3 protein-coding genes and 2 rRNA genes (1 of these 5 only partly in view) are annotated in these 7,097 nt (G+C 60.9%); 3 read left to right on the top strand and 2 right to left on the bottom strand.

Going from position 1 to position 7,097, the window contains the following annotated elements:
* The first annotated feature begins 2 nt into the window (after positions 1 to 2).
* The 3 genes from L338_RS04995 (at position 3) to L338_RS16375 (ending at position 4,709) form a co-directional block, all read left to right on the top strand.
* Positions 3 to 1,604, top strand: coding sequence for an FAD-dependent oxidoreductase (locus L338_RS04995; RefSeq protein ID WP_022697275.1), 1,602 nt, complete (start codon positions 3 to 5; stop codon positions 1,602 to 1,604).
* Positions 1,605 to 1,691: 87 nt separating this feature from the next.
* Complete coding sequence (locus L338_RS05000) at positions 1,692 to 3,335, top strand: phosphoenolpyruvate carboxykinase (protein WP_022697276.1); 1,644 nt, start codon at positions 1,692 to 1,694, stop codon at positions 3,333 to 3,335.
* A gap of 180 nt (positions 3,336 to 3,515) precedes the next feature.
* Positions 3,516 to 4,709: an endonuclease/exonuclease/phosphatase family protein gene (locus tag L338_RS16375; RefSeq protein WP_022697277.1), complete on the top strand. Its 1,194-nt coding sequence runs from the start codon at positions 3,516 to 3,518 to the stop codon at positions 4,707 to 4,709.
* 80 nt (positions 4,710 to 4,789) lie between these two features.
* Here L338_RS16375 and rrf read toward each other — a convergent pair.
* Positions 4,790 to 4,904, bottom strand: a 5S ribosomal RNA gene (gene rrf / locus L338_RS05010).
* A 128-nt stretch (positions 4,905 to 5,032) separates the two neighbouring features.
* Positions 5,033 to 7,097, bottom strand: a 23S ribosomal RNA gene (locus tag L338_RS05015) (it continues 673 nt past the right edge of the window).

Here is a 7,097-nt window from a genome sequence, read left to right on the forward strand (position 1 = left end):
ACATGATCGAAATTTTCGCCCCCTCCGGCGGGGAAACGCCTCTTGTGGAAACCGATATCTGCATCATCGGGGCGGGCGCTGCCGGGGTGACGCTGGCGCGCGATCTGGCCGCCGCGGGCCGCGATATTGTGTTGCTGGAAAGCGGCGATAGCGATTTTGATGATGATATCCAGGACCTTATGAGCGCCGAGTCGGTCGGTTATCCCTATCCTGACCTGCGCGACGCGCGTATCCGGATGTTTGGCGGAACCACGACAATCTGGGGCGGCCGCTGCGCGCGGCTGAACGCTATCGACTTTAAGAAACGGAGCTGGGTTCCCTGGTCCGGCTGGCCGTTCGGTCTTGATACGCTTGAACCCTGGTACGCGAAAGCCCAGACCGCGCTGGGCCTTGACCCCGCTTTTGATGGGGGCGCGCAAACCCTGAAAGAAATTGGTCTCAGACCGGCCTTCGACTCTGATGAACTGGCGGTCGACGCTTGGACATTCGATCTTGCCGCCGACCGGTTCACCTTGCGTCGGGTCGGCGATCTGCAATCCAACCCGCGCGTTCGCATTCTCTTGCGAGCAAGCGTGACGCATATCACAGCTTGCGCGGAGGGGAACCGCGTCTCTCATGTGAACATTGCAAACCTTGCCGGAGGCCGCGGAACGGTTCGGGCGCGAATATTCGTGCTTGCGGCGGGAGGCATCGAAGCGCCGCGCATCCTGCTGGCGTCGAACGATGTTCACGCGGAGGGTTTGGGGAACAGGCACGGCTGGGTCGGGCGGTGTTTCATGGATCACCCCCATGCCAGGGGCGCATGGATCAGGACCAATCAACCATGGGCGGTGCTCGGCCTGTTGAGCCGATCCTGCCGGCATGCAGGCAATCGCTATGCGACTCTGGCCCGTGCGGGCGAAGCGCTGCAGCAGCGCGAAGGCCTGCTCAACTCCTCCTTCACGATATCAGCCCGGCGGGCTGCCGGCGCCAGAATGGCGGGCGTACAGTCCTTATATCGCCGCACCAGATCCGCTCTTCGACCGGCGCGCGCCGAACGGGCCCTGTGGCACGCTAACCGCCGCTTTCTCCTTGCTGCGCGCGAACGGGTCGGCCCTGTTATCGCCTGGTCTCAAAACCGCTTCGGGAAGAGCAGCCTGTTTGTCGTCGTTCGGGCGGAACAATCGCCAAACCCGGAAAGCCGGATCTTGCTTTCTCCGGAAAAAGACTCTCTTGGCGTACCGCGCATCAAGCTGGACTGGCAATTTACCCGGCTGGACAAGCACAGCGTCCAAAGAACCATGTTGGCGCTCGATAGGGAACTGCGGCGACTGGACCTGGGCTCGGCCGAACTGTCGCCCTGGCTCTCAAATGAAGGCCCCGTCTGGGAAACCGACCCCCTGATCAGTAACCACCCCGTTTCCGGCTACCACCACATGGGGACAGCCCGCATGGCGGACACGCCTGCACAGGGCGTCACAGACGGGCACGGAAAAGTTCATGGCCTAGCCAATCTCTATATCGCCGGGTCCAGCCTGTTTCCTACCTCCGGATGGGCCAACCCGACCCTCACGATCCTCGCGCTTGCCCATCGCCAGGCGCATCATCTCGCCCACAGGCGATAACAGGCGCGGCGTTCCCTTTTCCGCCTGATCTGGTATCCCTTTGAGGAAAAGAAAAAGCCTTTTTTCGATGGGTTAGAGGGAACGCCAATGGCAAGCCATGCAAAGACGGGCGCAACGCCCGGCATTGATCTGTCCAAAGCGGATCTGGTCTGGAACCGGAACGAAGCGCAACTTTACGAACAAGCTGTTCTGACGGGCGAGGGAAAGATCGCCAAGGACGGGCCGCTGGTCGTCACCACGGGCAAACATACGGGCCGTTCGGCCAACGACAAATTCGTGGTTCGCGACGAGTCCACCGAAAACACGGTCTGGTGGGACGCCAATGCTTCCATGACGCCGGACCAGTTCAAAACGCTGCGCGCCGATTTCGAGGCGCACCTGGCCGGCAAGTCGCTCTATGCCCAGCAACTGCATGGCGGCGCGGACCTCGATTACCGCCTGCCCGTCTCGATCGTCACCGAATATGCGTGGCATTCCCTGTTCATCCGTCACCTGTTGCGGCGGCCGGACCGGGACGAGCTGGAAAATTTCCAGGCCGAGTTCAGCATCGTCAACGCGCCAAGCTTCCGCGCCGATCCCGCGCGCCATGGCACCAATTCCGAAACCGTGATCGCAGTGAATTTTGCCGAACGCCTGGTGCTGATCGGCGGCACCTCCTATGCCGGCGAGACCAAGAAATCGGTCTTCTCCATCCTCAACTATCTGCTGCCGCAAAAAGCCGTCATGCCGATGCATTGCTCGGTCAATACGGGCGGCGCGGACGACGCGGCGATCTTCTTCGGCCTGTCTGGCACGGGGAAGACCACGCTTTCGGCCGACGCCACGCGCATGCTGGTCGGCGATGACGAGCATGGCTGGTCCGAAAACGGCCTCTTCAATTTCGAGGGCGGCTGCTACGCCAAGATGATCCGCCTGTCGGAAGAGGCGGAGCCGGAAATCTACGCCACCACGCGCCAATGGGGCACGGTGCTGGAAAACGTCGTGATGGACGAGGAAACGCGGGAGCTGGACCTCGATGACGGCTCGCTGGCCGAGAACAGCCGCGGCGCCTACCCCATCACCGCCATCCCGAACGCAGATCCGGACGGCCGCTGCGGCCATCCGCGCAATATCATCATGCTGACCTGCGATGCTTTTGGCGTCATGCCGCCGATCGCCAAGCTGACGCCAGAACAGGCCATGTATCACTTCCTGTCCGGCTACACCGCCAAGGTGGCCGGCACGGAAAAAGGCGTGACCGAGCCGCAGGCCACCTTCTCCACCTGTTTCGGCGCGCCTTTCATGCCGCGTCATCCCTCCGAATATGGCGACCTGCTGCGCAATCTGATCGGCAAGCACGGCGTGGATTGCTGGCTGGTGAACACGGGCTGGACGGGCGGCGCCTATGGCGAAGGCTCCCGCATGCCGATCGGCGATACGCGCGCCTTGCTGCGCGGGGCGCTCGACGGCTCTCTGAAGGCCGGCGAGTTCCGGGAAGATTCCTTCTTCGGCTTCCAGGTCCCGCTGAGTGTTGAGGGCGTCGACAATGCGCTGCTGGACCCGCGCGGCACATGGGGCGACCCGATGGCCTATGACCGCCAGGCGACCAAGCTGGCCGACATGTTCATCAAGAATTTCGCCAAGTTCGAGAAACATGTCGGGCAGGACGTGCGCGACGCAGCGCCCGATCCCGATAGTCCAGGCCCGGTGTCCGGCCAGAGCGCCAGAAGCGACCTGCACGCCGCCAAATAACAATCCGCCGGCGCCGCTGCCCTCTTGAGCCGGGGTCCGGCGGCGGCCGGCTTACATCTTTCCGTCGCAAAAGATTCGCGGATCGGTTGGAAAACTGAGTCCGAAGAGTCGCACGACTCACCTAGCCATCCCTTCCGATGCGAGGGCGGTTCCTGACCGCCTCAATCGGGGGATGGCATCATGCGCGAGGCTTTGCTTCTGCTTGCCGCGCTTGTTCTGAGCGGCTGCGCCAGCCAGTCCGGCGCACCGGACTCACCGTTTCAAATTCTCACCCGGGATCATCTGACAGACCAGACGGCCTCGCCCGCCGATCAGGGCGTGTTGCGGGTTATGACATATAATGTCGCCGGGTTGCCGGCGCCGGTTCGCTCCGGCCGGAAGGCGGCGCTGGCGAAGATTGGCGACCGCCTGGCCGGCCTGCGCGAAGCAGGGGAAGCGCCGCAGATCGTTTTTCTGCAGGAAGCCTTCATGGATGAGGCGACACAAACCCTGATCCGGCGCGCCGGCTATGCTTTCGCCGTGCGCGGTCCTGACAAGTCGCACGCCCCGGCCCCGCGCCTTGGCGCGTTGGGCGCGCCGCGCCGCGCCCGCGGGGAAGGCCTCGGCAAACTGACCGGCAGCGGCCTCTATATTCTCTCCGACTATCCAATCCTGGATGTCCGGGCCATGACGTTCGGCGATTGTGCGGGGCTGGACTGCCTGGCCAACAAGGGCGTGCTCATGGCGCGCATCCAGACGCCCTTCGCGCCCGAACCGGTCGAGGTTTTCACGACCCATCTCAATGCAAGGAAGGCCTCCAAAGCGCCCATAGAGCGGGCCCAGCTCGCCCATCAACTCCAGATGACCGCGCTCAAGTCCTTTCTGGCGAAATCATTGCGGCCGGGCGCGCCGCTCATCTATGGCGGGGATTTCAATATGCGGCGATCGACGGTCCGCCTGAACCACGCCGCGCCGGCGGCCCCTTATGCCTTTGCCCGCGCGGTCTGCCAGACGGATGGCGCGCGATGCGACCTGACAGAGCTGGAGCCGCAAGAACGAACCGTCCTCTCGACGCAGGACCTGCAAGGGTTCAGAGAGGGCGACGGCTTTACCATTCGCCCGGTCCGCCTGAAGACTTTCTGGAGCGAATTCGGCCCCGCCGCCCTGTCCGATCATAGCGCCTACGCGGTGGACTACCGGCTGGAAAGGCGTGACCGGCCGCGGCTGATCCTGACCGGCTTGATGGATCCGGAAAATGGGGAGGTGTTTATCCGCCGCGGCCCGCAGGCTTCGCGGCGCGCCGATAACGCCGGCGCTGAAGAACAGCTTCAATCCGGGTTGATAGCGGCGTCCTATCCGGCGCCATCTCCAGCCCGGCAATACGCCGCGAACTAGGCAAAGAAAAAGCCCCGCTCGAAAGCGGGGCTTTAAATTATCGATCTTGAAAGCGTTGAACTTGCGCGCCGGCGTGGCAGACCCGGCAGCGACCTACTCTCCCACGTCTTGAGACGGAGTACCATCGGCGCTGAGGGACTTAACGGCCGTGTTCGGGATGGGAACGGGTGCGGACCCCTCGCAATAACCACCGGGTCGGCGACGCCGGCGCGCAAATCTCATGGTTCGTCTTTCCGAAGAAAGAGGATCCTGAAGAAATATTGTTTTGTCTGATGCGCTCTTCTCAAGGCGCGGACGAAACGTCCGCCGCGCATGAGCGAGTTGTGATCAAGCCTATCGAGCAATTAGTACTGGTCAGCTTCATGCGTTGCCGCACTTCCACACCCAGCCTATCAACGTGGTGGTCTTCCACGGCTCTCAAGGGAGACCTAGTTTTGAGGCCGGCTTCCCGCTTAGATGCTTTCAGCGGTTATCCATTCCGTACATAGCTACCCTGCTATGCCGCTGGCGCGACAACAGGTCCACCAGAGGTACGTCCACCCCGGTCCTCTCGTACTAGGGGCAGCTCCTCTCAAGTCTCCAACACCCACGGCAGATAGGGACCGAACTGTCTCACGACGTTCTAAACCCAGCTCACGTACCACTTTAATCGGCGAACAGCCGAACCCTTGGGACCTGCTCCAGCCCCAGGATGTGATGAGCCGACATCGAGGTGCCAAACACTGCCGTCGATATGGACTCTTGGGCAGTATCAGCCTGTTATCCCCGGCGTACCTTTTATCCGTTGAGCGATGGCCCACCCACGCGGGACCACCGGATCACTATGGCCGTCTTTCGACTCTGCTCGACCTGTCAGTCTTGCAGTCAGGCTGGCTTATGCCATTGCACTCATCGAACGATTTCCGACCGTTCTGAGCCAACCTTCGCGCGCCTCCGTTACCATTTAGGAGGCGACCGCCCCAGTCAAACTACCCGCCATGCAGGGTCCCGGATCCAGGTTCATGGACCGCGGTTAGACGTCAATGAGGACAAGGGTGGTATTTCAACGGTGGCTCCACATGAGCTGGCGCCCACGCTTCAAAGCCTCCCACCTATCCTGCACAAGTCGTCACTAACGCCACTGCAAAGCTGTAGTAAAGGTGCACGGGGTCTTTCCGTCTGACCGCGGGAACTCCGCATCTTCACGGAGAATTCAATTTCGCTGAGTCTCTGTTGGAGACAGTGGGGAAGTCGTTACGCCATTCGTGCAGGTCGGAACTTACCCGACAAGGAATTTCGCTACCTTAGGACCGTTATAGTTACGGCCGCCGTTTACCGGGGCTTCAGTTTGGAGCTCTCACTCCGCCCTTTAACCTTCCGGCACCGGGCAGGCGTCAGACCCTATACGTCGTCTTGCGACTTCGCAGAGCCCTATGTTTTTAGTAAACAGTCGCCACCCCCTGGTCTGTGCCCCTCCACACCGGTTGCCCGATGCAGAGGCCCCCTTCTCCCGAAGTTACGGGGGTAATTTGCCGAGTTCCTTCAACAGAGTTCTCTCAAGCGCCTTGGTATGCTCTACCTGTCCACCTGTGTCGGTTTGGGGTACGGTCTGATGTGGGAGCTATTTCCAGGGACTCCTTCACCGCCAATCCAATCCGATAAGGATTGACGATACACGGAATCCGTCACTACCCACTGGCCCAGGAATATTTACCTGGTTCCCATCGACTACGCCTTTCGGCCTCGCCTTAGGGGCCGGCTAACCCTGCGCTGATTAGCATTGCGCAGGAACCCTTGGACTTTCGGCGAGAGTGTCTCTCACACTCTTTATCGCTACTCATGTCAGCATTCTCACTTCCGATACCTCCACCATCCCTCGCAGGACAGCTTCACAGGCTTACGGAACGCTCCGCTACCACTCCCACAAGGGGAGTCCGCAGCTTCGGTGAATGGCTTGAGCCCCGGTACATCTTCGGCGCGGAAGCGCTTGATCAGTGAGCTGTTACGCTTTCTTTAAAGGATGGCTGCTTCTAAGCCAACCTCCTGATTGTCTAAGCACTTCCACATCCTTTTCCACTTAGCCATTACTTTGGGACCTTAGCTGGCGGTCAGGGCTGTTTCCCTTTCCACGACGGACCTTAGCACCCGCCGTGTGTCTGCCATGCAGTACTTCTCGGTATTCGGAGTTTGGTTAGGATCAGTAAGACGGTGAGTCCCCATAGCCCATCCAGTGCTCTACCCCCGAGAGTATTCACATGACGCTCTACCTAAATAGATTTCGCGGAGAACCAGCTATCTGCAGGTTTGATTGGCCTTTCACCCCTAGACACAAGTCATCCCCCCATTTTTCAACATAGGTGGGTTCGGCCCTCCAGTGCGTGTTACCGCACCTTCAGCCTGCTCATATCT

This window comes from Euryhalocaulis caribicus, assembly GCF_000412185.1.
GTDB classification, from domain to species: domain Bacteria; phylum Pseudomonadota; class Alphaproteobacteria; order Caulobacterales; family Maricaulaceae; genus Euryhalocaulis; species Euryhalocaulis caribicus.